The sequence below is a fragment of the Pelagimonas varians genome, from assembly GCF_003208435.1.
In the GTDB taxonomy this organism is placed as follows: domain Bacteria; phylum Pseudomonadota; class Alphaproteobacteria; order Rhodobacterales; family Rhodobacteraceae; genus Pelagimonas; species Pelagimonas varians.
In genome coordinates this window covers 25,914-49,832 of sequence record NZ_QKMF01000008.1, presented here as the reverse complement: position 1 = coordinate 49,832, position 23,919 = coordinate 25,914, and the positions used below count along the sequence as shown (strand labels likewise).

Annotated in this window: 22 protein-coding genes; 14 read left to right on the top strand and 8 right to left on the bottom strand. The window is 54.7% G+C overall.

Going from position 1 to position 23,919, the window contains the following annotated elements; genetic code table 11:
• Nucleotides 1–31: 31 nt before the first annotated feature.
• The 4 genes from C8N36_RS12225 to C8N36_RS12210 are packed head-to-tail and all read left to right on the top strand — an operon-like array spanning nucleotide 32 to nucleotide 3,830.
• Nucleotides 32–946 carry a carbohydrate ABC transporter permease gene (locus tag C8N36_RS12225; protein ID WP_097805025.1) on the top strand — a complete coding sequence of 305 codons (915 nt, stop codon included), beginning with the start codon at nucleotides 32–34 and terminating at the stop codon, nucleotides 944–946.
• 12 nt (nucleotides 947–958) lie between these two features.
• On the top strand, nucleotides 959–1,798 hold the full coding sequence (locus tag C8N36_RS12220) for a carbohydrate ABC transporter permease (RefSeq protein WP_097805026.1): 840 nt from the start codon (nucleotides 959–961) through the stop codon (nucleotides 1,796–1,798).
• Complete coding sequence (locus C8N36_RS12215; protein WP_176527093.1) at nucleotides 1,795–2,841, top strand: Gfo/Idh/MocA family protein; 1,047 nt, start codon at nucleotides 1,795–1,797, stop codon at nucleotides 2,839–2,841. The genes C8N36_RS12220 and C8N36_RS12215 overlap by 4 nt, the downstream gene beginning before the upstream one ends.
• A complete protein-coding gene (locus C8N36_RS12210) occupies nucleotides 2,838–3,830 on the top strand; it encodes an ABC transporter ATP-binding protein (protein WP_097805027.1) in 993 nt (330 codons plus the stop codon). The genes C8N36_RS12215 and C8N36_RS12210 overlap by 4 nt, the downstream gene beginning before the upstream one ends.
• A 3-nt stretch (nucleotides 3,831–3,833) precedes the next feature.
• On the opposite strand, the gene C8N36_RS12205 is transcribed toward C8N36_RS12210, so the two are convergent.
• From C8N36_RS12205 to C8N36_RS12185, 4 genes are all read right to left on the bottom strand, one after another.
• Nucleotides 3,834–5,453 carry a Na/Pi cotransporter family protein gene (locus C8N36_RS12205; RefSeq protein ID WP_306456920.1) on the bottom strand — a complete coding sequence of 540 codons (1,620 nt, stop codon included), beginning with the start codon at nucleotides 5,451–5,453 and terminating at the stop codon, nucleotides 3,834–3,836.
• A gap of 96 nt (nucleotides 5,454–5,549) precedes the next feature.
• Entirely contained in the window at nucleotides 5,550–6,464 is a 915-nt protein-coding gene (locus C8N36_RS12200; protein WP_097805029.1) for an HAD-IIA family hydrolase, read from the bottom strand.
• Nucleotides 6,465–6,503: 39 nt separating this feature from the next.
• Nucleotides 6,504–6,845, bottom strand: a complete 342-nt coding sequence (locus C8N36_RS12195) for a hypothetical protein (RefSeq protein WP_141468093.1) — start codon at nucleotides 6,843–6,845, stop codon at nucleotides 6,504–6,506.
• A 371-nt stretch (nucleotides 6,846–7,216) separates the two neighbouring features.
• Nucleotides 7,217–8,419, bottom strand: coding sequence for a M24 family metallopeptidase (locus C8N36_RS12185; protein ID WP_097805031.1), 1,203 nt, complete (start codon nucleotides 8,417–8,419; stop codon nucleotides 7,217–7,219).
• Between the two features lie 278 nt (nucleotides 8,420–8,697).
• Between C8N36_RS12185 and C8N36_RS12180 the strand changes: the two genes are divergently transcribed.
• Complete coding sequence (locus tag C8N36_RS12180) at nucleotides 8,698–9,603, top strand: DMT family transporter (RefSeq protein ID WP_097805032.1); 906 nt, start codon at nucleotides 8,698–8,700, stop codon at nucleotides 9,601–9,603.
• Nucleotides 9,604–9,720: 117 nt separating this feature from the next.
• Here C8N36_RS12180 and C8N36_RS12175 read toward each other — a convergent pair whose 3' ends face one another.
• The gene (locus C8N36_RS12175; RefSeq protein ID WP_097805033.1) at nucleotides 9,721–11,187 is read right to left on the bottom strand and encodes an NAD-dependent succinate-semialdehyde dehydrogenase; all 1,467 of its coding nucleotides are present in this window, start codon (nucleotides 11,185–11,187) and stop codon (nucleotides 9,721–9,723) included.
• Between the two features lie 82 nt (nucleotides 11,188–11,269).
• Between C8N36_RS12175 and C8N36_RS12170 the strand changes: the two genes are divergently transcribed.
• The 9 genes from C8N36_RS12170 to C8N36_RS12130 all read left to right on the top strand — a co-directional run bounded on the left by C8N36_RS12170 (nucleotide 11,270) and on the right by C8N36_RS12130 (nucleotide 20,869).
• Entirely contained in the window at nucleotides 11,270–12,058 is a 789-nt protein-coding gene (locus C8N36_RS12170) for an alpha/beta hydrolase (RefSeq protein ID WP_097805034.1), read from the top strand.
• 74 nt (nucleotides 12,059–12,132) lie between these two features.
• The gene (locus C8N36_RS12165; RefSeq protein WP_170125867.1) at nucleotides 12,133–12,666 is read left to right on the top strand and encodes an RNA polymerase sigma factor; all 534 of its coding nucleotides are present in this window, start codon (nucleotides 12,133–12,135) and stop codon (nucleotides 12,664–12,666) included.
• Nucleotides 12,663–14,612: a vWA domain-containing protein gene (locus C8N36_RS12160; RefSeq protein WP_097805036.1), complete on the top strand. Its 1,950-nt coding sequence runs from the start codon at nucleotides 12,663–12,665 to the stop codon at nucleotides 14,610–14,612. The genes C8N36_RS12165 and C8N36_RS12160 overlap by 4 nt, the downstream gene beginning before the upstream one ends.
• Nucleotides 14,613–14,771: 159 nt before the next feature.
• Nucleotides 14,772–16,946, top strand: a complete 2,175-nt coding sequence (locus C8N36_RS12155; RefSeq protein ID WP_097805037.1) for an esterase-like activity of phytase family protein — start codon at nucleotides 14,772–14,774, stop codon at nucleotides 16,944–16,946.
• 162 nt (nucleotides 16,947–17,108) lie between these two features.
• Nucleotides 17,109–17,660 (top strand): hypothetical protein, encoded by a 552-nt coding sequence (locus C8N36_RS12150; RefSeq protein WP_097805038.1) that lies wholly within the window; start codon nucleotides 17,109–17,111, stop codon nucleotides 17,658–17,660.
• Between the two features lie 180 nt (nucleotides 17,661–17,840).
• Nucleotides 17,841–18,620 (top strand): dihydroxy-acid dehydratase, encoded by a 780-nt coding sequence (locus C8N36_RS12145; protein ID WP_097805039.1) that lies wholly within the window; start codon nucleotides 17,841–17,843, stop codon nucleotides 18,618–18,620.
• Nucleotides 18,598–19,485, top strand: a complete 888-nt coding sequence (locus C8N36_RS12140) for a DUF6478 family protein (protein WP_370739154.1) — start codon at nucleotides 18,598–18,600, stop codon at nucleotides 19,483–19,485. Before C8N36_RS12145 ends, C8N36_RS12140 begins: the two co-directional genes overlap by 23 nt.
• A 14-nt stretch (nucleotides 19,486–19,499) precedes the next feature.
• Entirely contained in the window at nucleotides 19,500–19,877 is a 378-nt protein-coding gene (locus tag C8N36_RS12135; protein ID WP_097805079.1) for a hypothetical protein, read from the top strand.
• A 77-nt stretch (nucleotides 19,878–19,954) separates the two neighbouring features.
• Entirely contained in the window at nucleotides 19,955–20,869 is a 915-nt protein-coding gene (locus C8N36_RS12130; RefSeq protein WP_097805040.1) for a DMT family transporter, read from the top strand.
• Here C8N36_RS12130 and C8N36_RS12125 read toward each other — a convergent pair.
• Genes C8N36_RS12125 through C8N36_RS12115 form a run of 3 tightly spaced genes read right to left on the bottom strand, consistent with a single transcriptional unit; the run spans nucleotide 20,866 to nucleotide 23,881 of the window.
• Nucleotides 20,866–22,179, bottom strand: a complete 1,314-nt coding sequence (locus C8N36_RS12125; RefSeq protein ID WP_097805041.1) for an NAD(P)/FAD-dependent oxidoreductase — start codon at nucleotides 22,177–22,179, stop codon at nucleotides 20,866–20,868. The two genes, C8N36_RS12130 and C8N36_RS12125, sit on opposite strands and share 4 nt — an antisense overlap.
• Entirely contained in the window at nucleotides 22,176–22,994 is an 819-nt protein-coding gene (locus C8N36_RS12120; protein WP_097805042.1) for an ABC transporter permease, read from the bottom strand. Before C8N36_RS12120 ends, C8N36_RS12125 begins: the two co-directional genes overlap by 4 nt.
• Nucleotides 22,991–23,881 carry an ABC transporter permease subunit gene (locus C8N36_RS12115; protein WP_097805043.1) on the bottom strand — a complete coding sequence of 297 codons (891 nt, stop codon included), beginning with the start codon at nucleotides 23,879–23,881 and terminating at the stop codon, nucleotides 22,991–22,993. Before C8N36_RS12115 ends, C8N36_RS12120 begins: the two co-directional genes overlap by 4 nt.
• Nucleotides 23,882–23,919 lie beyond the last annotated feature (38 nt).

The following is a 23,919-nucleotide window of genomic DNA, read 5'->3' as shown; positions in this document are numbered from 1 at the left end:
TCCCCCTTGAAATCATTTCCAGAGGTTCCCCATGGATCGCCCTCGCTTTCGCTGGCACATTGTTGTGTTTCTGGCACCCGCTGTGCTGGTCTACACCGCCGTGATGATTTTCCCGCTGTTCAATACGCTCCGTCTTGCGCTGTATTCCAAGATTGACCAAGAGCGCGTGTTCGTCGGACTAGAAAACTTTCAGCGCCTGTTTCTGGACCCGATTTGGTCGGAACAGTTTTGGAATGCTCTGGGAAATAACTTTTGGTTCTTTGTTGTTCATATGCTGGTGCAAAACCCGATCGGGGTGGCGCTGGCGGCGGTTCTGAGCCATCCACGCCTGCGGTTTGCGGCGCTCTATCGCTCTGCCATTTTTATTCCGACAATCCTGAGCTTTGTTATTGTGGGATTTGCCTGGAAACTGATCCTGTCTCCGATTTGGGGTATTGCCCCATCGATGCTGGATGCGGTTGGTCTCAAAGCTTTGTTCGCCCCGTGGCTGGGTAAAGAAGAATACGCGCTGACCACGCTCGCGCTGATTTCAGTCTGGCAATATGTTGGCATCCCGATGATGCTGATCTATGCCGCGCTGCTGACCATTCCGGAAGAGGTTCTGGAAGCAGGCGAGATTGACGGTGTCACTGGGTTTTCCGCCTTCTGGAAGATCAAACTGCCACTGATCCTGCCGTCGATTGGAATCATCTCGATCCTGACATTTGTTGGTAATTTCAATGCCTTCGATCTGATCTATTCTGTCCAAGGGGCTTTGGCTGGACCAGATTTTTCAACGGATATCCTTGGCACCTTTATGTATCGCACCTTCTTCGGATTTCAGCTTCAATTGGGCGACCCGCACATGGGCTCTGCCATCGCCAGCGCCATGTTCGCGATCATCCTCGTCGGTGTGTGCATCTATCTCTTCGGCATCCAGACCCGGATGCGCCGGTATCAGCTGTAAGGAGGCCGAGACATGAATAAAGCACGTTCAAATCCAGTCGGGGCCATCGCGATGCATGGTGCGCTGATTGCCTACACACTCATCGCGTTTTTTCCGGTTTTTGTGATCCTTATCAATAGCTTCAAAACCCGAAAGAAAATATTTCGCGAACCATTGGCACTGCCGGATGCAGACAGTTTTTCGCTGGTTGGGTATCAAACGGTTCTCAAGCAGGGGGATTTCTTTCTCTACTTTCAGAACAGTTTCATTGTCACTGTGGGGTCGTTGTTCTTTATCTTGCTGTTCGGGGCAATGGCGGCCTACGCGCTGAGCGAATATCGCTTTAAGGGCAATATGATAATGGGTCTCTATCTGGCGCTTGGCATCATGATCCCGATTCGTATCGGCACTGTCGCGATCCTTGAAATGATGGTGCAAACGGGGCTGGTGAACACGCTTTGGGCGCTGATTTTGGTCTATACTGCGCAGGGGTTGCCGCTGGCGGTCTTCATTTTGTCCGAATTCATGCGGCAGGTGTCCGAAGACCTCAAGAATGCAGGCCGTATTGACGGGCTGTCTGAATACACGATCTTTTTCCGTCTGGTTTTGCCTTTGGTGCGCCCGGCCATGGCGACGGTGGCGGTGTTCAATATGATCCCGATCTGGAATGACTTGTGGTTCCCGCTGATCCTTGCCCCCGCAGAAGAAGTAAAAACACTCACCCTAGGGTCCCAAGTGTTTATCGGTCAGTTCGTCACAGACTGGAATGCAGTGCTGTCGGCCCTGTCCATGGCGATCCTGCCGGTGTTGATCCTCTATGTGATTTTCTCGCGTCAATTGATTCGTGGCCTTACGTCGGGGGCAGTCAAATGATCCGTGTTTTGATTGCAGGGCTGGGCAACATGGGGGCCAGCCACGCGTTGGCTCATCACGCCGGTTCTGAATCCGAGATCATCGGATTGGTAAGCCGCTCTGGCACCGTTTCGCATCCTGATTTGCAGGGATATCCGATCTACTCGGACTTTCGTCAGGCATTGGACGATGCCAAACCCGATCTGGTTGTTGTCGCCACCTATACTGAAACCCACGCGGACTATGCCATTGCCGCGATGGAGGCCGGCGCACATGTCTTTGTCGAAAAGCCGCTGGCGATGACGGTTGCGGATGCGACGCGAGTCACCGCCAAAGCACAGGCAGCTGGGCGAAAACTGGTGGTTGGCTACATTTTGCGACATCATCCATCTTGGGTGCGCCTGATCAAGGAAGCCCGTGATTTGGGCGGGCCCTATGTATTTCGGATGAACCTGAACCAGCAAAGTTCGGGACCTGAATGGGACACGCACAAAGCGCTGATGGAAACCACATCGCCCATCGTGGATTGCGGAGTGCACTACGTAGATGTGATGTGCCAGATCACCGATGCGCAGCCTGTGCGCGTGAATGGCATGGGCATGCGTCTCAGCGATGAAATCGCCGCAGATATGTATAACTACGGCCAGCTTCAGGTGTTCTTCGACGATGGTTCTGTCGGGTGGTATGAGGCCGGCTGGGGCCCGATGATGTCCGAAACCGCCTGTTTCGTAAAAGACGTGGTCAGCCCCAATGGTTCGGTTTCGATCACCGATGGAAACAAAGGCGCGTCAGCCGACATTGACGGGCACACATCGGTTGGCGGCTTGCTGGTGCATCGCCCAAGCGGTGATCAGGTGATCGACCTTCCGGATGAGCCGGGCCATCAGGAGTTATGTGATGCCGAACAGGCGTACATGATCCGTACCATACGCGAAAATATTGATCTTACACGACATATGAATGATGCGGTGCAGTCGCTTGCGATTTGCCTTGCCGCTGACCAAAGCATCCGAACGGGCCAACCTGTAGCACTGCCCGTCTCGCCAAAGGAGACATCCCAATGACCGCGCTTTCCCTAACCGGCGTCCACAAATCCTTTGGAAAAACCCATGTCCTGAAGGACATCAGTCTAGAGGTCGAGGACGGTGAGTTTGTTGTCTTTGTTGGTCCCTCAGGCTGTGGGAAATCCACGCTTTTGCGGGTGATCGCGGGTTTGGAAGACGCCAGCGCTGGCGAGATCCAGATCGGCGGCGAAGTGGTTAACCACACACCGCCCGCCAAGCGCGGCATCGCGATGGTGTTTCAAAGCTATGCTTTATACCCGCATTTGAATGTGCGGGGCAACATGACACTGGCACTGAAGCAAGAGGGCCAAAGCAAAGAGGAAATAGATGCGCGCGTAGCAGAAGCATCGCGTATGCTGGACCTTGAGGATTATCTTAAACGGTTTCCGTCCGAGCTTTCTGGCGGGCAGCGGCAGCGTGTTGCCATTGGGCGTGCCATTGTACGCCAGCCGAAACTGTTCTTGTTTGACGAACCTCTGTCGAATCTTGATGCGGCGCTGCGGATGAACACCCGGATTGAAATTTCCAACCTTCACCGCCAATTGGCAGCGTCGATGATTTACGTGACCCACGACCAAACCGAGGCGATGACTCTGGCCGACAAGATTGTGGTTCTGCGCGATGGTCGTGTCGAACAGGTCGGCAGCCCGATGGAGCTGTATAACAATCCGGCCAATCAGTTTGTGGCGGGCTTTTTGGGGTCGCCTTCGATGAATTTTTTACCCGCATCGGTGGTGGACAGCGCGGACCCGCGTACAATGGGCATTCGGCCAGAAGACCTGCGTATTGACCCGCAAGGCGACATCAGCGGCACAGTGGCCCATGTGGAGGCACTGGGCGGCGACACCAATGTCATGCTCAAAACCGGAACACAGAACATAACCTTGCGATTGTTTGGCCAGCACTTTGCCCGGATCGGCGACGAGATGCGAGTTTCTGCCCCTGCTGAAAAACGGTTCTATTTTGATGAAACAGGCGCGCGGATGTAGGGCCTATTTGGTGCCACCTTCGGGTGTCGCCGACAGCCGAGTTTGCAACAGATCGCCGGTTTCCAGCAAGATCGGATAGCCTACCAGCGCAAAGGATGTGTTGACTTGTTTAAGGGCGCGCAGGGTTTCTTGGTGAATGTTACTGGTCTCAATGCTTTCGGATTGACCGTGCTGGAGCCTCTCCAGATGTTTGCGCTGCAAACGTTGTTCAACCAGACGAATGCTGTCTTTTTCCGCAACCAATTCGCGGGCTTCATCCGGGTTTTGGGTCATCATGACATTCAAAGCCAATTGAACATTGGCAAGAACACGATCATGAAAATCTGCGATTTCACGCTGCCCATCCGGTGAAAAACTAAGCTGCTCATGTTCGAGCCGATGAGCCAAATCGACCATACGATGCCCGACCAAATCCGATGCGGCAGCGAGATTGGTTGCCAGCAGTGACAGGTCCATCGCCCCTTTGACCGTTTCCGCATCCAAGGCCTGTTGGTTGAGTTTGGACAAATAAAGTTTGATGTTGTTTTGAATCTGCGTCACGGTTTTAGAGTTCGTCCGAATTACGTCAACGACAGAGTTATCCCATTGATTATAAATTGTATTAACTGAGGTGAGCATTGCCTCAACCCGTTCGCCCATGCGCAGGGTTTCGCGGGCGGCGCAGCTTAGGGCGCGGCTTGGGTGGGTCAGCGCAGCAGGGTCCAGAGCGGTGAAGGCCATGTCGCTTTCGTCGGTGTTTACAGGTTTCACAACGCCCGCCGCCGCCTTTGAAATCAAGTCCACAAATGGCAAGGCCAACACGCAAAGCGCTGCATTAAAAGCCAGATGCAGGTTGATAACTCGCGTGGGACCAGCGGCCCCGAGCCATTCAAAGAACTGGGGCGCAAAAATCAGAGCGACCAAGACCAAACCCGCGCCGCCGCCGCGCAACACCAAATTGGCCACGATGATGCGCCGTGCCTCCGCCGGGGCGGCCAAGGTCAAGACATACGCAATCATCGCACCGCCCAAATTAGCCCCCAAAACCATGGCCATAGCTGCCTCGGGCGGCAACGCACCCTGCGCGACCTCGGTGACAAACAGCAATACAGCCGCCACGCTGGAATGAACCATCCAAGCAAATATCGCGCCAATCAAAAAAGCGGACAACAGATCGCTTTGCAGATAATTGAGGATGTTCAGCGCCGCCGGATTGTCAACAATATGCTCCGTCGCGGCGCGCAGCATATCCAAGGCCACAAAGATCAGTGCCAAACCGATAAAAATGCGCCCTGTCTGGCGCAACTTACGGTCACCAGCCTTGAGAAATAGAACTGTACCGAGCAGCAATAGCGCCGGGATCATCAGGGTTTGCCGAACCAATAGCAGCTGCGTAACAATGGCAGACCCCAGATCTGCCCCCAGCAAAATTGCCAATCCAACAGCCGTGTTTACGGTTCCTTTTGCGGCGAAATTAGACACCAAAACGGCCACTGCGGTTGAGCTTTGCAGCATCATCGCCGTGACAGTGCCTGCGGTGGCAGCAAGGCCACGGTTTGCAGCCGAACGCCGCAGCCAAAGGCGCAGTTGAACGGCAAAAGCGCGCTCAACACCGGTGCGGACAAGGCGCACGGCCCAGATCAATAAGGCGGCAGCACCAGCGACATGAATAAGAAAAGGAATCAGAGAAGAGCACCTTTCAAAGTGAGGTTAAGAGGGGCATTCGCTGCCGTAAGGCGATCAAGTGGTTGGGACGATCCAGTCAGGGCGAATGCCCGACCGGCAAATGTAGGGTGCGGTATCACAGCCCTGAAACAGTCCATGATCCGTGATCAGCACCGTTCCCAAACCTGCGGCTGCACCGCCTAGAATATCTGTGTGCAGCGTATCACCGACCATAGCGATGCGCTGCCGGTCAACGCCCTGTAGTCGCGCAATTGCGACATCAAAGGCATCCCCAAAGGGTTTGCCAAAGAAAGATGGCGAAATGGTCAACGTATCCGCGATTTCATGGGCAACGGCACCCGGCTCCAATGAAAGACCGCTGGCGCGCGGTGCAACCAGATCGGGGTTTGCAACAACCAAAGGACGCGGGTTGTCAGAAAGCGCCTTGGTTAGCCGGGCACTTTCTTCTTCGCCAAGCGCCCCGTTGGATAGGAATAAAAACCCACCGGCTCTTTGGAGGAGCGTAGGATCTTGGGACAAGGATTCCAGCGGGAGTAAGCTGTCTGAAAAGTCATCATTTGGCAGGCTTATCGCCGCCCAGGGTTTGCCGTCAGGAAGGCTTGGTAAATTGGCCAAAGCGACATCACGGCTGGACACAACTTCGGAGGTGTCAAAATCAAAACCCAACCGGTGATATTTGGCAAGCAAATCGGCCCGTGTATAGCTGGCGGCGTTGGTCAAAACGATCAGTTTTTTGCCCATTTCCCGTAGCTGGCGCATGCGGTCCGGCGCTTCGGGGATAGGGTCGTCGCCGCGATTTAGAACACCGAAGGCGTCTAGAATGAAAGCGTCAAAATGCTCGGCCAGATCTGCCAGATGCGCCGCATGTCTAGAGGTCTTTGGATAGCTGGCCTTTGGCAGGCGCGGGCGGATCGCTTCGTATCTATCAAAAGCCCAGTCGGTCGTAATCCGCGCGGGAATGTTTTGCATTTTTGGGCCTCAAAAAAAGGGTGGTTATCCTGACCCGAGTCAGGTTTTGTGACGGCGGCTGCGGTTGAGCATGTCCCGAGCTATCGGTGAGAGTTTCATCGACGCCGCATCGATTGCGCCGTGGTTGTTGAGCGATAGATTGGCCGTGCGGGCCGTGCCGATCAACCCCAATTGTTCTCTTACGGCGACTTCTTTGGGGCGTCTGCGGGTGCAAACCAGTCGCCTGTTCAGTCCAAGCGGGGCTGCCAGCAAGGGCAAAAATGTGGGTTTTTGCGTCCGAAGGGGTCGACGATGACCAAGAGCTTCGACCAAAGACATTGGTTCCAGCCGTCGACCTGCAAACACATTCGGTTCGGCGGTACTGAGTATAAATAGGTTCATTTTAAATTGGGGGCAGGCTCCTCTTTAGACACGAAGACGTTGACGATGACGCAGGCAGTCAAAAGCTCTGATGAGACGATCGCCAAAGGCCTTTTGGAACGCCGGGACAGGACCAGACAGGACTGGCAGTCCCAATCTTCTGGGGTTTCTAGGGGTGATCCCGACCGGCAAACCTGCAAGCGCGATGATCATCTCCGTGACGCAGCGCATCTTTTCAACGTTTGACCGACGGCTGCGTCTCTTAAAACAAGCGGGGACGCAGATCTTGGGGATTGGCGCTGCGGGATTGCCAAAGCCGGTGCGATCAGACCCAATGCAATCAACCAATGTGTGTCCAAGGCCGCAAAACCGGGCTGCCTTGGACAGTAGGTTTATCCCACGACGTTGGTTGCCGGACCGTAGGGATAGCCGGTTATGTTTTCATTGTCGTCTTCTGTGATCACAAGAATATCGTGCTCTCGGTATCCACCGGCACCGGGTTGGCCCTCGGGGATGGTCAGCATCGGTTCCATGCTGATCACCATGCCGGGTTCCAGCACTGTATCGATGTCTTCGCGCAGCTCTAGACCTGCCTCGCGCCCATAGTAATGGGACAGCACACCAAAGCTATGGCCATAGCCAAAGCTGCGGTATTGCAGAAGATCACGTTCGGCAAAGAAAGTGTTGATTTTTTCCGTGACCTCGGCGCAGCTGGCACCGGGTTTTAGAAGCGAGATGCCATATTCATGCGCCGCTACATTCGCCTCCCAGATCTTCAGGCTGGCGGGATCAACGTCCTGCACAAACAACGTCCGTTCGAGGGCGGTGTAATATCCTGAAATCATGGGAAAGGTATTGAGAGACAGAATATCGCCCCGCTCCAATTGCCGTGCTGTCACGGGGTTATGGGCCCCGTCCGTGTTGATCCCGGACTGAAACCAAACCCATGTGTCGCGGTATTCGGCATCGGGAAAGCGTTTGGCGATTTCCAATTCCATGGCATCGCGCCCGGCCATGGCGATATCAATTTCGCGCAGGCCGGGTTTGATGGCGTCGCGGATGGCATAGCCCCCCACATCGGCAACCTGCGCGCCGTGGCGGATCAAGGCGATCTCGGCCTCGGATTTATGCATCCGTTGCAGCATGGTTGCCGGGGCGATGTCAGTGGTTGTGCTGGGGGTCAGAAACTCATCAAGCAGCGATTTTTGCGCAAGGGTCAGATGATCTCCCTCGTACCCGATTGTCTTACCGGAACCGGTCAAGGACAAGATGGCGCGCCAATAGTTGTTCCGCTGCCAATCGGTGTAGGTGATATTGTCAGCATGACTGCGCCGCCAAGGTTGAGCCGCGTCAATACCCGCTGAAATGGTCACGCTGTCCGTCTGTGTCACAACCAAGCCATAGGGGCGGCCAAAGCTGCAATACAAAAAGCCCGAGAAATAGGCGATGTTGTGCATAGAGGTGAAGACGCACGCATCAACGCCTTGTACCGCCATTTCAGCGCGGAGTTTTGAAAGCCGCGCATCATATTCCGCGTTTGAAAACGGCAGAATCTTTTCACCTTGGTGAAAGCGGTATTGTTGGGGACGTTCCATGAAACCCTCCTGGAATGGGCGGGGACCCTTCCCCCACCGCATTGGTAAAGCAAGGTCCCGGCGTGCAGGACGGATAGGGGCCAATAGGTGACGACGCCATCGTCTGACCCTGAAGGTAGAGTGCAGGAGAGGGGTTGGTTTGACAAGAGTGAGCTGCGGCGATTTTCGGGTTTGTGATATTCGGGCGTTTGCAACGTTGGCTAAAGTGGTTAGTCAACTGGACAGGAATTGGCTGGTCAATTGAGAGCCAGACAGGCTGTTGAAAGCGCAACGAACCCATGGAACTTTGGATACCGATCACGATCGCAGCGGCGTTCTTACAGAATGTGCGGTCTACTTTGCAAAAGCACCTAAAAGGGGTCATGGGCACAACCGGTGCAACCTTTGTCCGTTTTGGATTTGGCGTTCCGTTCGCCCTTTTGTATTGGGGCATTCTGATTTGGGGTTTTGGCTATGACGTGCCAACCTTGTCACCCGAATTCGCCATTTGGTTGGGTATTGGAGCGATGGCCCAGATCGCCGCCACGTTCTTGTTGGTTCACCTGTTTTCGCTTCGAAATTTTGCAGTGGGCAATGCCTATTCGAGAACCGAACCAATGCAGACGGCCATCTTTGCGTTTGTTCTTTTTGGCACTCAGTTTACGGTTGGCGCGATTGTTGCAATTTGTATTGCGGTGGTCGGTGTTATGCTGATTTCGGTCTCACATACCAAGATCACCATCCGCAACCTTGTGTTATCGATGACCAGTCGCACTGCAATGATCGGGATTGGTGCGGGGACGTTGTTCGGATTGGCGGCGATAGGCTTTCAAACTGCCGCACGGAGTGTCGGGTCGGATATTTTTGTGGTGCAGGCAGCCACCACTCTTGTGATCGGTATATCTTTTCAAACCACGGTGATGCTGTTGTTTATGCTGTTCAAGGACCAGAGCGAGTTGTTGCGCATTCGGCGGGCATGGAAACCGGCTCTTGCGGTGGGGTTTGTTGGCGCGACTGCGACATTCGGATGGTTTGCGGCCTTTACTTTGCAGCAAGCCGCCTTGGTAAAAGTGGTCGCGCAGATAGAGATGTTGTTCAGTTTTGGGTCGAGCATCTTCATATTCAAAGAGGTTATCAATCGAACTGAAATAGTTGGATGTGCCTTGATCGTTGGCAGCATTATCTGCTTGGTGTTGGTTGCGTAACTTCTGTTGTGGGTTCAAATACGTCAGAAGGCGAGGGGCCAGCCCCTCGCGCTCCCCGGAGTTTAGTTGGCAAGATGAAGTTGGGACGAGTTGGGTCACCGCGCCCCTTGTTTTGATCTAGACCGTCAAGCAGACGTATTTCAGTTCGAGATAGTCTTCGATGCCGTGGTGGCTGCCTTCGCGGCCCAGACCCGATTGTTTGACGCCGCCAAATGGCGCGTTTTCGGTTGAGATGATGCCCGTGTTGACACCGACGATACCGTATTCCAAGGCTTCGGCGACCTTGTACACGCGGCTTAGGTCGTTGGCGTAGAAATAGGAGGCGAGGCCAAAGATGGTGTCATTGGCCAGCTCGATCACTTCGTCTTCGGTTTCGAATTTGAATATCGGGGCAAGCGGGCCAAAGGTTTCTTCCGTTGCAACGGCCATGTCGCGCGTTACCCCTTTGATGATTGTCGGGGCAAGAAAGTTGCCTAGCGACTGCGGGGTGTCACCTGCATAGACCACTTCACCGCCTTTTGCCTTTGCATCGGCAATGTGATTTTGGACTTTTTGGATTGCGGCAGGGGTGATCAGGGGGCCAAGTTCGGAACCTGCTTCCAGTCCATCGCCGACCTTCATTTGCGCCACACGCGCAGCAAGTTTTTCAGTAAAGACGTCATAGACTCCCGACTGTACATAGATACGATTGGCGCAGACGCAGGTTTGGCCATTGTTGCGGAATTTGCAGATGATTGCGCCTTCGACGGCGGCGTCCACATCTGCGTCATCGAACACGATAAACGGCGCGTTGCCACCCAGTTCCATCGAGCATTTCATCACGTTGTGCGCGGCCTGCGCCAGCAAGATGCGGCCAACGCCCGTAGATCCGGTGAATGTCAGTTTGCGAACTTTTTGATTTTCGCAAAACTCCTTGCCGATTTCCGAAGCGTTGGAGGATGGCAAAATGTTGAAGACGCCCGCAGGAATGCCTGCCCGATCCGCCAGAACAGCAAGCGCCAGCGCGGATAGCGGCGTTTCAGATGCCGGACGGCCGACAAAGGCACAGCCCGCAGCCAATGCTGGTGCCGCCTTGCGGGTAATCATTGCGTTGGGAAAGTTCCAAGGCGTGATCGAGGCGGCAACCCCTATGGGTTGCTTCATGACCATGATGCGTTTGTCGCGCATGTGGCCGGGGATCGTTTCGCCGTAGATCCGTTTGGCTTCTTCAGCGAAAAATTCAATGAAAGACGCACCGTATGCGACTTCGCCCTTGGCCTCGGCCAGCGGTTTGCCCTGTTCGGCGGTCATGATGGTGCCAAGGTCATCCTGGTTTGCCATCATTAAGTCGAACCATTTACGCAGAACATTTGCGCGTTCTTTGCCAGTCCATTGCGCCCATTCTTTTTGCGCCACATAGGCCGCGTCGATCGCGCTGGCCACCTGTTCGCGGGACAGGTCTGCGACCTGCGCGATGATATCACCGCGCGCCGGGTTGTCGACGTCCAGTTGCGCGGTGCCTTCGACCCATGCACCATTGATATAGGCGCGGGTTTCGAGCAGCGACGGATCTTTGAGCAGGCTTGAAAGGTTGGTGGCGGTCATGGGGTTTCCTTAGGCGTTTCTTGCTTGGCAAGAGGCAGAGCATCTGGTGAAGTGATTGTATAGAGCCAAATGAGAAGAGCCGATGGACCTAGATGATGCCTATGCCAACATGCCCTATATTCCGGGCGGTGCCGAATTTCCTGACAAATGGGCGGCAGACGCAGATGCGTTTCGTAAATCCCAAGCGCTGACAGGGCGGGCCCGTTTGGGGTTGATGTACGGCCATGGCACACGCGAAGTGCTGGATTTGTTTATGCCAGAAGGCACGCCCAAAGGTTTGGTTGTCTTTGTGCATGGTGGCTATTGGATGAAATTTGACCGCTCATACTGGTCACATTTTGCAGCAGGTGTGCAGGCGCAGGGGTGGGCAGTTGCGATGCCCTCTTATGATCTGTGTCCACGGGTTCGAATTTCTGACATCACGCGGCAGATTGCCAATGCGGTGACGGTCGCGGCACGTGAAATAGATGGTCCGGTGCGTTTGTCGGGCCATTCGGCGGGCGGGCATTTGGTGGCGCGGATGTGCGCACCGGGCGTGTTGCCGGATGATATTGCCGCGCGTCTGGCCAAGATCCAACCGATCTCACCGGTTTCGGATTTACGGCCTTTGATGCAGTTGACCATGAACAGTGACTTGCGGGTTGATGAGGCTGAGGCGCAAACCGAAAGCCCGATCTTTCAACCGAAACCAACGGCACCGGTGACGGTTTGGGTTGGCGGTGATGAACGGCCGGTGTTCTTGGATCAGGCACGTTGGTTGGCCGAAGCATGGACGTGCGGGCATCAAGTTGTAACTGGCAAGCATCACTTTGACGTCATTGATGCGCTGGCCAATCCGGATAGCGATATGACTCGCGATTTACTGGGTTAACCTATCAACTGCAAAAAATTGGGTATGGTATCCAAGGATTGCGCGCCCAGCTGCGTCCAAGTCATGAGATGCGGATGAATGTATGTGACGAAGAATTGGCTTTGGCCGCAGCGGGCGGTGACCGGGAGGCGTTTGGAGCGCTTTTATCCCGCGTCTATGACCGGATGTTCGGGCTGGCGTTTAAACTGACAGGCAATCGGGCCGAGGCAGAGGATTTGGTACAGGATATCTGTGCGGCCTTGCCGGGCAAGCTGACCAGATTTCGCGGCGACGCAAAGGTGACAACCTGGCTCTACCGGATCGTTGTGAATGCGGCGCGGGACCGGCATCGGCGTCGTTCAACCCATGCCAAGGCTGCAAGCGGGTGGGGCGATTGGGAAGTGTCCCGCCGCGCCGCCGAGGCAGAGGCCGCAGAGCGCGCTGATTGGTTGCGGTTGGCGATGGATGCGCTGACGCCGCCGGAATTGCGCGAAACACTGGTGTTGGTTCTGGAAGGGTTGAACCATGCACAAGTGGCCGAGATTTTGGATGTCTCCGAAGGCACCATCAGTTGGCGCATCTCAGAAGCGAAAAAGAAGCTTAGAGCCATGAAGGAGCGCGACGCATGAGTGAATTTGATGACCTGAAACGCGCGCTGGATGCGGCCGCACCTGCACCTGATGCCGCCCGCAAGCAGGACAATTTCGCGCTTGCGATGGAAAATTTTGACGATTTACAATTTTCTCGCCAAGGAAATGCAAACGGCGCGCGTCCTACCTCTGAACACCCCAAAACGGGGTTGCTTAGAGGAGTAAGAAACATGATTGCCCATTTCTCAACCAAGGGACTTTTGACCGCTTCCACAGCGCTGGCCGCTTTTGGCTTGGTGGTTTTTCTTCCTGTCTTGCGAGATAACATGCCGAACGGATCAGATCTGTTGGCGACCGAACAAGCGGAGCCTGTGGAGAATGCAGTTTCCGCAGAGATTTCCGATGCACCGTTGATTGAGGCGGACGAAGTCACTGATTCTCTGGTGAGACCCAAGCCGACGCTTTTGCCAGCTCCGGCCGCTGCGGCCAAATCCGGCGTTCCGTCTGCCGCGCGTTCTCAAGGGCTGACATCCTTGTCCGCTGACGGCATTGCCAGAACATTGCCTGCACCCATGCCTGAATTCCGGCCTGCGCCCGATGCGGATACCGAAGCCTTTTCAGAGGCAGAGGCCAATCCGCTGAAAGTTACTGCAGAAGAGCCGGTTTCGACCTTTTCCATTGATGTCGACACGGCCAGTTGGTCGATCCTGCGCAATTCGCTGACATATGGCAATCTGCCACCTGAAGGCGCGGTTCGGATCGAAGAAATGGTGAACTATTTCACCTATGACTACCCCACCCCCGAGGGCGATCAACCCTTTAAATCCAGTGTTGGCGTGACGGATACGCCGTGGAACGATGGCACGCAGATTGTGCATATCGGTTTGCAAGGCGCGATGCCTGCCCAGCGGCCGGCGATGAACCTTGTGTTTTTGATCGACACATCAGGCAGCATGGACCAGCCGAACAAACTGCCGCTGTTGAAACAAAGCTTTCGTTTGATGCTGGGGCAACTTTCGGAAGAGGACTCTGTTTCTATCGTCACTTATGCGGGCAGTGCGGGAAGGGTGCTTGACCCGACGCCAGCATCGGACCGCGATACGATTTTGGCAGCGCTTGACAATTTGAAAGCGGGCGGCGGCACAGCGGGACAAGCTGGATTGCAACAAGCTTATGCTACAGCCAAAGAAATGGCAGAAGAAGGTGACGTTAGCCGCGTGATCCTTGCCACGGATGGCGATTTCAACATTGGCATTCACGATCCAGAGGAATTGGAAGCCTATATCGCCAAGGAACGCGATAGCGGAACCTACCTGTCTGTCTTGGGCTTCGGGCGCGGTAATCTGGATGATGCCACCATGCAAGCGCTGGCCCAAACAGGCAACGGAATGGCCGCCTATATCGATACTCTGGCCGAGGCGCAAAAGGTGTTGGTGGATCAGTTGACCGGCGCGCTTGTTCCCATCGCGGATGATGTGAAAATTCAGGTTGAGTTTAACCCGGGGCTTGTCGCGGAATACCGGTTGATTGGCTATGAAACCCGCGCCTTGAAACGCGTAGATTTCAACAATGACAAGGTCGATGCCGGTGAAATTGGTGCCGGTCATCAGGTCACGGCGGTCTATGAGATTACCCCTGTGGGATCAGACGCGCGCCTGACGGATCCATTGCGGTATGGCACCGACCCTGAGGTGATAGACAGCAACGAGCTGGGGTTTTTGCGGTTGCGCTACAAAACGCCAGGTGAGGATGAGAGCCAGTTGATCGAAACACCTATTCTAGCCGACACTGCGCCACTGCCGGATGCAGATTTTGCGCTGGCGATTGCAGGCTTTGGCCAGATTTTGCGTGGCTCTGATCTGATTGGCGATTGGTCCTTTGACGATGCCATAACTCTGGCGCAGGGGGCCAAAGGGGCGGACCCGTATGGCTATCGCCAAGAGGCGGTTACCCTGATGCGTCTGGCGCAAAGCCTGTCGCAGTAACCCGTTTTGGCAAAGTGAGATACGGCCACCCAGAAGGTGGCCGTATCTGTCTGCCCTTCCTTGCGCCCGTCAGGTTTCAAAGCAGAGTTACAAAAACGTCATTCCCTTGTTACCTTTAGCGCTGATTGCCGCTGGTAGATCACTTGCTAGGGGGATTTCATGCCTTTCCGTACAATATGCTTGACCAGCGCCTTGGCTTTGACAGCCAGCTCGGCATTGGCCGAAATGAACTTTAACCGCATCGCAAGCTTTGCCACTCCGTTGAACATGGCTGATGCAGCGGACCGCAGCGCCGAAACTTCGGCTGAGATTATCGCCGCAACCGCCGATGGGATGACATTGGTCTATACCGACAGCCCCTTGGGCGTGCTTGGCCGTATTGACATCACCGACCCTGCGAAACCAATGCCGCTGGGCAATATCGAGCTGGGCGGAGAGCCAACAAGCGTGGCGATCACTGGCGGATTTGCCATTGTCGGGGTGAACACATCCGAAAGCTATGTCGCACCTTCGGGATATCTGGCATCGATCAACATTGCCGACGGCATCGAAACCGACCGCTGTGATTTGGGCGGCCAGCCAGACAGTGTTGCCATTGCCAAAGACGGTTCGTTTGCTGCTGTAGCGATTGAGAACGAGCGCGACGAAGATCTTGGTGACGGCCGCACCGGCCAATTGCCAGCTGGTTTACTTGTAACAGTTGGTTTGACCGGCGAAGGGGTGCTGGATTGCGACACGCTCAAAACGGTTAAAATGACCGGTTTGGCCGAGGTGTCGCCCGAAGATCCCGAGCCTGAGTTCGTTGATATCAACAGCGAAGGCGAAATTATCGTCACCATGCAGGAAAACAACCATTTGGTTGTGCTGTCCAAAGATGGCGCGGTGCTGAACCACTTTTCCGCTGGATCCGTGGATCTGGAAGGTATCGATGCAACTGACGAACGCGGAGCCCTGATTTTCGACGAAAATCAGATGTCGCGCCTGCGTGAACCCGATGCGGTCAAATGGATCGACGAGGATCACTTTGCTACCGCCAACGAAGGCGACATGGACGGCGGGTCACGCGGCTGGACCATCTTCAACAAGGACGGTTCCGTTGTCTACGAAAGCGGCACCAGCTTTGAGCAGGCATTGATTCAGATCGGCCACTACCCTGATAAACGGTCCGACAGCAAAGGCATCGAGCCTGAGTCGATCGAATTCGCCAAATTCGGCGATACGCCTTATGTGTTTGTCGGTTCGGAGCGCGGATCCGCAGTGGGCGTCTACGACGTCACCGATTTGACCGCCCCTGTTCTTAAACAGATTTTGCCATCGGGTGTTGGTCCTGAAGGCTATGTCGCACTGCCTGACCGTAACCTGCTGGTGTCTGCAAACGAAAAAGACCTGATCGAAGACGGCGGGCCACGCGCACATGTCATGGTTTATGAGCTTCAAGACGCAGCCGCGCAGTATCCGACGTTGACCTCCGAAGGGGCGGATCAGCTGATTGGCTGGGGTGCGATTTCAGGCATGGTCGCCGATACAGACGGTATGATTTATGCAGTGAATGACAGCTTTTACGGCTTTCAGCCGTCGATCTTCAAGATTGACCCAAGCCAGACACCTGCGCGTATTGTCGACGTGATCCGTGTGCACCGCGCAAATGGCCAAGCGGCGCAAAAACTGGACCTTGAGGGGATTGCGCTGGACGGCAACGGTGGTTTCTACCTTGCCTCCGAAGGCCGCACAGAACGCCTGATCCCGCATGCGATTTATCACGTGTCCAAGGACGGATTGATCAAAACCAACAAGGGCGAAATCGGCATACCAGCCGAGCTGGCCGCTGTTGAGAAACGCTTTGGTTTTGAAGGTATCACAAAAATTGGCGACACCCTTTGGATGGCCGTTCAACGCGAATGGAAAGATGATCCAAAGAACCATGTTAAACTGGTGTCATATAACCTTGAGACCAAAGAATGGGGCGCTGTTTTGTATCCCAAGGCCGAGCCGAAAACCGGTTGGGTTGGTTTGTCCGAGATCGTCGCCCATGGTGATTGGGTTTATATTATCGAACGCGACAATCAGATCGGCGGCAACGTGGTCACCAAAAAGATCTACCGTGTGCCCGCCACAGACATGGTTCCTGCCAAATTGGGCAGCGTATTGCCCGTGGTTTCCAAAGACGAAGTGCGTGATTTGATCCCTGATTTGCAGGCATTTGGCGGATATGTGACTGACAAGATTGAAGGTTTGGCAATCTTGCCCGATGGAACAACTTTTGTTAGCACCGACAATGACGGTGTTGACGACAGCTCCGGCGAAACCTTCTTTTGGTCGATCGGCAAGATGTAACGCGTGTTAATTTGAATGCCCTAAAGTTGCCCCGCCGGTTCATCCGGCGGGGCATTATTTTTGGGTTGTTTGGAACGTCGTCTAAAGATTCACTGGTTTACACAGTTGTGAAGGCGAAGGCCTCTGGTAGGCTTTGGTCATTTACGAAGGAGAATACCAAAAATGTTGCGAACCGGATTGATGGCACTGACCGCTATGGCACTACCAGCTTTGGCAATGGCCGAGGATTACAGACCTCCTGAACCGGGGACCAAATTTTTATATGGACATTATGAGGGCGGCGACACGCCTTTTATTAGCCATAGTGTTACGGTTTTGGCGGGCGATAGCACCGGATTTGTAGGGCAGGTCGATTATACTGACGGCGGCAGCCAAATGTTGCGCTATTTGTTTGGGTTCACATCCTATCACTGCGACGAGGGATATCACGTTTTTGGCCAAGGATTAGACGTCATCTGGCCCTTGGCCCCGGGAAAGACCGACACCGACGGTGCGTTCTTCGTGATAGGTAAGGACATGGAAGCATGGGTCAATGGGGCCGGGTATGACACTTGGGCTGTGCGTGAGGTTACTGAGCATGGCAGCACTTGGGTTACGCGATTTGCACCTGCCTTGGGCATTGGCGTAGACGAATTGGTCGGGATGGAAACCGGAGCCAGCGTTATGGTTGATCTGGGGGCGGTGCAAAGCTGCCTTGCCGGCGGCAATCCGTAGATCATACCGCTGCAATGCTGGGCTAGAGTGTTTTTAGCGCGTATCAATCATGCGCTCAAACCACCTTTGGCTTTGCGCTTGTTTCGTCTTGCCGTGACTGGCCGCCTTGGGTATTCCCAACTGAACCACTGCCGGGAGCCGACATTTGTCCAGTCACGCCTTCGTTGAACCTAGATTGTCTTGTCCTATTTCCAAGGCCAGTCACGTGCTGAGCGCGGTGCGGTTTTGCTAATGCGGGCGATGCGTTTTGTCATGGCGTTGGGTGTGGCTGCTGTTTTAGCGGGCTGCGACGGCGGACTGCCGGATTCCGGTCCCAATAGCCCCAAGGCGTCGGGAACTGGTGGTTTGGTCAACTCCTTGATGCTTGGCGCTCAGGACAAATCCGGACCAGGCAAAACCAAACTGCCCTTGGCCCGTGTGCGTCTTGCGGGCGGGGATGTCGTCGTTGTAGGCCCCGATGGCTATTGTTTGGATCCCGTCACGGTCGAAAACAGCGCTGCGCGCGGCTTTGCACTGATTGCATCGTGTCACATCTTGTCGGACGGCAAGTTCGGTGCTTCGGTCGAACCAATTTTGGTGACTGTAACAGTTGGCCCCAAGAGCAACGTGGAAGACATCCCAACCCCGAAACAGTTGTCTTTTGCCGCTAACGCCCCCTTGATCGGCGGTGAAACCCGTGACGGGTTTGTGGTCGCAAATCTGGGGTCGGGCGGAGACGCGGTTTTGGACGGTGGGGATACACGCTATTGGCGCGGAGCGTTTTTGCAAGGTGACCGAATGGTTGGTCTTGCTCTATATGCACCGAAAGGCAGCGCCTATGCAGGCTCCCAAGGTGGTGGATTTTTGCGTAAAGTGCATGGGAAAATCGTCTCTCAAAGCCCGGGCGGGGCCGATCCGGCACCTAAATTGGTGAAAAAACCGGGTGAAGAAAACCTTCTTGGGCGTTTATTCAATCGTTAAGATTTGCAATACTACTCTGGCACCGCAGTCGGCGGTGGGGGTGGATCACGGTGTTAACAAAGATTTGGATCGCTATGGCATGGTGCAAAACATGAGTGGCGACAAGCAAAGCTGGCTTGATCGGTCCTTGGACACGGGCACATTACGCCGTTGGACCCGTGCTGCGCGCGCAGCGGGCGAGACGGATTTGGTTGAATTGCGCGGTCAGCGCTTGCGGGCGCGACGGTTAAAGCAGCAACTCGATCAACTGATTCATGTCTCCGAGGCGCGTCTTGCCCTTCCCTATATCGGGAATCAGTCTTTTCCGCGTCCGCCGGATTCCGATTGGGCGTGGCGACCTGCGTTGTGGTGTGGCCCGCTCCCGACGCCGGGTGTTGCGCCAGCCGAAACCAAATCGATGTTCGGGCAAGAAGTAACCCTGTTCCACGACTGCGCCGAATCTGAACTGACCTTGCGCCAAATTCGCAATATGCGCGAAGAGGACTTGGCTGCTTTTGGTCTGCGGATGGATGTGTTTCGCTTTGACGGGTCTTATTTGTCATTGGCGATTGATCTGCCCAAGGGCGCAAGCGATGGCTTGCTTCGCAAGCATTTGATCCGCGTTGAAACCATCGTCGAGATGGAGCATCCCATTGAGATTTTCGCTCGCCTCAATATCAAACACGGCCCGAACACGGAGCAGATTGTTCGAGAACTGCCTTTGAACGAAGAAGAGATCGTTGTCGAATTCGATCTTGCTTATACTAAACTTAATGAAAACCGGATCGAGAAAATCTGGCTTGATCTTATCTTTGAAGGGCCAGAAATGAATCAGGTGATCTTGCGGGATCTGACTTTCAGCCGCCGCAAAAGGGCAGAGCTGTGACAGGAGCAAAAGCCATGAGCGCCTTTTCACTAACCAAAACGCGCTTCCGCGAAGGCATGTGGGAAGGTATTTTGACCGTTGTCGAAAAAGGAGCGGCACAGCCTGAGATTGCAGTCACATTGCGCGATTTGCCTGTCCGCGGGGTCACTATGACCGAAGCGGGCGAACCGGGGCGGTGGGTTGTACAGATCCCGGTCCCTATCGAAGCCGTTAGCGAAGGGGTCCAGACTTTTTTGATTGCCGATGCAAATGCAAATGAAGTGCTGGGCAGTTTCACTTTGATCGCCGGTGAGGTGCTTGGCGATGACATTCGCGCCGAAGTAGATTTGCTGCGGGCCGAATTGGATATGCTCAAGCGGGCCTTTCGCCGGCATTGTTTGGAAAACGGCTAGGGCGCTAAACAGGGCGCGCCTATTGACCTATTTGCGAATGAAGCCCACCGTGCCTGCATCTCGGCCAAGGAGCCCCCATGTCCCCGTTTCGCGGTATCGCGCTCAAGCTGCTTTCGGTGTTTTTGTTCACCATAATGGCGTCTCTGATCAAGGCCACATCTGACCTGGTTCCACCGGGTGAAGCGGTATTTTTCAGGTCGTTTTTTGCAATGCCCATCATTATCGGATGGTTGGCACTGCGCGGCGATTTGAAAACCGGATTTCAGGTTAAACGTCCCTTGGGCCACTTTTGGCGCGGGGTGATCGGCGTCTCTGCAATGGGGTTCGGTTTTGCGTCTCTGGGATATTTGCCCCTGCCTGAAGTCACTGCCATCGGATATGCTGCCCCGATGCTGACAGTGATTTTTGCCGCCATTTTGCTGGGCGAACGGTTGCGGCTGTTTCGGATCAGCGCGGTTGCCTTGGGGCTTGTCGGTGTGATCGTTGTGATGTGGCCGCGTTTGTCGCTTGATCAATTGGATGATGTTGCGGCAATCGGGGTGGCCTGTGTGCTTATTTCCGCTGTTTTGCGAGCCTTGGCTCATATTCACATTCGCAAACTGGTCGCCACCGAAGAAACCTCGGCCATTGTGTTCTATTTCTCATTGACCGCGACCATGCTGTCGTTGCTGTCCATACCGTTTGGCTGGACATGGCCGGGTGTTGCTGGGGCCGGAATGCTCATTGCATCGGGTTTGGTGGGCGGCGTTGCTCAGATCTTTTTGACATCTTCCTACCGGCATGCCGAAGCGGCAGTGTTGGCACCGTTTGACTATGCCTCGATCCTGTTTGCCATTATTTTCGGCTATGTCTTCTTTGACGAAGTCCCGACGCAGATGGTTCTGGCAGGTTCAGCCATTGTTATGGCTGCGGGTGGTTTGATCATTTGGCGAGAACGTCAGTTGGGGCTAAAGCGCGGCAAGGCCCGGCCCGGCATGACACCTCAGGGCTAGCGGTCCAACAGGCCTGCCATTGTATATGCAGGGGCAAGGAGGCATCTGCGGAACCGCCCCAAGGGGAAACGGCTGGGGGTCTTTGAAACTGCGGTTGGGAGCTGGTGGCCTGTTAGGATGTGTTGCGCCAGTAAATGGCCCGAAAAACTGCCCATCGCGACGCCATTGCCGTGAAAGCCCATCGCAGCGAAAAGGCCGGAATGGCCCGGCACTGGTCCGACAAAGGGCATCAAGCGGGGCATCAGGCAGATCAACCCAGACCATTCATGGGTGATGTCCACATTTGTCCAAACCGGAAACAACCTTTGAAAATCTGCGCGGATCTTTTGAGAAATTCGCGCTTGTGACCTTTTGCTTGCGCTCAGCCCGCCGCGCATGCCGAACAAAAAACGGCCGTCCGGCAAAAGCCGAAAGTAGTGTAGCAAATGCCGTGAATCATATGCCATTTGCGAAGACCACCAACCGGCGGCTTGCTGTTCTTTTGCGCTTAGCACACGGGTCAAAATGATGCTGGATTGAACTGGCAAGTATCGTGCCCGCAGCCAGTTTGGCAAATCGTCGGAGGAATATCCGTTTGTTGCTAATACAACCTGACCGGCGGTGACCTTGTGGTCCTGTGCGGTCAATGTCCAACGGCCGTTTTCGCGTTTCAGGTCCGTTACAGGAGCGTTCCCAAACAGGTTTGCACCGGATCGGACTGCATATCGGGCAAGCCCGTCATGATATTTTTGCGGGTTTAAGGCAAATCCGAGCGGGGTTGTCATCGCTCCGAACCAGGGCCCGGCCAAGCCCTGGACTGCTAGATCGCCCTGCTCGATGAGCACGGGGCTGACACCATAATCTGTATATATGTGTTCGGCTTCGGTTTGCATGGCCTTCCACGCGCGACGGGAATGGGCCAGCTGCGTCTCACCTTCCGAATGGGTGTCCGCATCAATACTGTGCTGATCGAGCAACCCGCGCACATGGGCAACCGAATGGGCCTGCGTTTGAAACCATTCCGCCGCCGCATCCGCCCCGAAACGGGACTTGATAATTGAATTGGACAGTTTGGTTCCGCCAAGGCAGCAAAATCCACCGTTACGCCCTGATGCCCCCCACGCGGGCGACATGGCGTCAAGCACTGCTGTTCTTGCGCCGCCCAGAGCCAAAGTGGCGGCGGCGTTTAGCCCGGTAAATCCGCCACCGACAACCGCCACATCAACGTCCAAATCGCCGCCAAGTTTGGCCCACTCGGATTTTGGACCGGTCTGAGCCCAATACCGATCAGTTTCCGCCGAATAGGCCGATGGCTCATAGATCCGTTTCATGCAGACCGTTCGGCAGCACGTTCTTCGCGGGCTTGTTTGACAGCTGTGTGTTTGGAAATGAGCGATGCGGTTATGACGCCAAAGGTGACAATCCCGATCATAATGGTCGACAGAGCGTTGATTTCAGGGCTAACGCCAAGCCGAACCGCTGAAAAGACCTTGATTGGCAGGGTAGTCGCACCGGGGCCGGTAGTGAACGAGGCAATCACCAAATCATCAAGGGACAGCGTAAACGCCAACAACCATCCAGAAATCACCGCAGGCGCGATGATCGGCAGGGTGACCAAGCGAAAAGCTTCGAATGGTGTGCAGCCCAAATCCAGCGCGGCTTCTTCCAGCGATTGATCAAAGCTGACGAGTCGCGAGCTGACAACAACCGAGACATAGCACATAGCGAAGGTTGTATGCGCGAGGATCACAGTCACAATCCCCCGATCGAGCCCAATTCCGATAAAGAGCAGCAGTAGTGACAAACCGGTGATGACTTCGGGCATCACAAGCGGCGCATAAATCATCCCGGAAAACAACGTGCGCCCCGGAAAGCGACCGGCACGGACCAATACATAGGCGGCCATGGTGCCGAGCACTGTGGCAAACGTAGAGGCAAAAAAAGCAACTTTGATGGTGACCCATGCCGCATTGAGAAAATCTTTGTTCTGGAACAGCTCGCCATACCATTTGGTTGAAAACCCCGCCCAAACCGTAACAAGCCGTGAAGCGTTGAAGCTGTAAACGACCAAGATGATCATTGGCAGGTACAAAAAGGCAAAGCCAAGCGTCAAGGAGGTGGCGTTGAACCAAGAAAACCGTCTCATCGCTCGGCCTCCTGTTGCTTTTGCTGGTTGAGTTGGAACAGCACAATCGGCACGATCAAGATCAGCAGCAAGATGACCGCCACAGCGCTGGCAACCGGCCAATCGCGGTTGGCAAAGAATTCTTCAAACAAGATCTTGCCGATCATCAGCGTGCCTGATCCACCCAAAAGGGATGGGATGACAAATTCGCCGATGACGGGGATGAACACCAAAAAGCACCCCGCCAACACGCCGCCGCGCGACAGTGGAAAGGTGACCAGCCAAAAAGCCTGAATTTTTGAACATCCAAGGTCTTCGGCGGCCTCAAGTAATGAATCGTCCAGCTTTTCCAAGGCGGAGTAGATCGGCAAAACCATAAACGGCAGATAGGTGTATACGATGCCAATATAGACAGCGGTGTTTGTGTTCAAAATCGTCAAGGGTTCATTGATAACCCCGAGGCCAAGCAGGGCTTGGTTCAGAACGCCTTCGTTGCTGAGAATGCCTTTCCATGCGTAGACACGGATCAAAAAGCTGGTCCAGAATGGCAAGATAATCAGCATCAGCAGTGTCGGGCGCCATTCATCCGGTGCACGTGCCATGCCATAGGCAATCGGATAACCGACACCCAAAGTGATCACGGTCGAAAAAAAGGCAATTTTGAGCGAGCTGAGGTATGCTTTCCAGTAGAGATCATCCTCAGTCAAAAACACGTAGTTTTCGAAGTCCAGCTCTGCGAGGAATGCCTTAAACCCGTCCCATCCTTCGGAGAGTTCAAGCAACGGCAGGTAGGGCGGGCGGGCAATGGCGGCATCCGAGAGTGAGATTTTGAAGACGATGGCAAAGGGGATCAAAAAGAGGGCCAGCAGCCAGACATAGGGAAATGCGATCAGGGCAAGGCGGCGCATCTTATGTGTCCTCTTTTGGGTGGTTGGCCGATTGTGCT